This is a genomic window from Pseudomonas sp. PA-6-3C (assembly GCF_021605825.1).
In the GTDB taxonomy this organism is placed as follows: Bacteria; Pseudomonadota; Gammaproteobacteria; order Pseudomonadales; family Pseudomonadaceae; genus Aquipseudomonas; species Aquipseudomonas edaphica.
Genome location: NZ_WKDV01000099.1, coordinates 1 through 1,308 on the forward strand (window position 1 = coordinate 1; position 1,308 = coordinate 1,308).

1 protein-coding gene is annotated in these 1,308 nt (G+C 51.3%); it reads right to left on the reverse strand.

Annotated elements, in window-relative coordinates:
- Nucleotides 1–37: 37 nt before the first annotated feature.
- On the reverse strand, nucleotides 38–1,216 hold the full coding sequence (locus tag GIW48_RS29635; protein ID WP_236463163.1) for an integrase core domain-containing protein: 1,179 nt from the start codon (nucleotides 1,214–1,216) through the stop codon (nucleotides 38–40).
- Between the last annotated feature and the right edge of the window lie 92 nt (nucleotides 1,217–1,308).

Sequence of the window (1,308 nt, forward strand, 5' to 3'; positions counted from 1 at the left end):
TGTACGGGACAACCACATGGGTTACACAAAAGTGCATTCACATAGGTAACACTTTGAGTGAAATATAGCCGTCCTTGTCTGCATTCCTCGCATCCACTTGTCCGAGGATCACTGGGCCGAAAATAACAGCCCACACATCGTCGCTCAGCATCTCCATTCCAATAGTCTGGTATTTCAGTAAATGCCCCACATAAATCCGCAGACCTGACCGATAAATCATCCCGTTTGAGTCAGTCCGGTAACACTCAATATGACTTGCATAACCCATCTCCGGCAGTTTCTCAGGATAGGCTCGAGGTGAAGGTGAATAGCATGAAGCCGGTGTTTTCTGGCTCAGCGCTTCATGCCCTCGCTCGTAATTGTAGTGCTGTATGAAACGATCAAAGTGTTTCTGCTGAGACTCCCAAGCAACCGCAGGTGGATTGGGCAAAGTGCTTTTCAGTGTTCGGTGCATACGCTCGTGCCGGCCATTTTGGTCTGGCCGACCAGGCTCGATACGCTCTGGAATGATCCCCAGCCGTAGCCACCAGATCGACAACTGTGACAGCCCTCCGCGCCCTGTGCTGGCAAACGGCACTCCGTTGTCAGTACGGATCCGCTCAGGCAAACCATACTCGCGAAACACCCGTTCGAACGTCTCTTGGGTCTCCTTGAAATTGGTGCTGGGCATGCTCTGACAGGCAAGCAAGAAGCGACTGGCATGGTCCATGATTGTTAGCGGATAACACCATACGCCCGCACCTGTCAGGTACTGGCCTTTGTAGTCAGCGCTGAAAAGCTGATTAGGTACATCTGCCTTACGTAACGGTTTTGGATAGACAGCAACCTTTGGCCGCAGGGGTCGCGGCGTGATCAGATCGGCTGCTTTGAGGACGTTATAAATAGTCGTTTTCGAGGGCGGATCCTGGTCAGGAAAACGCCTTATCAAATCACTCTGGATCTTTTTCGGACCAGGGATTGTCTCGCCTATAGAACGAAGTTCGATAATCGCCTGCTTTACCGTCAAAGGCACCACATAAGTCTGGTGGTGCCGACGGCGACTACGCTCATCAAGCCCGCTGGGGCCTTCTGCTTTGTATCGCTCGATCCACTTGTAGCCGGTCTTTCGGCTGATTTCATAGTCTCGACATAGCTGGCTAAGGCTGTGTTTTCCAGTCAGGTATTCAGCGACAAACATCACTTTGAGGTCCATAGGTTTCAGCTCTTTCCAGGGCATGGTCAGATCCTCACGAAATCGACCCTGCCAGTTAAAAACTGTTACCTATGTGCGTGAACTGATTTGTAACCCATGTGGGTGAGTCATACCGG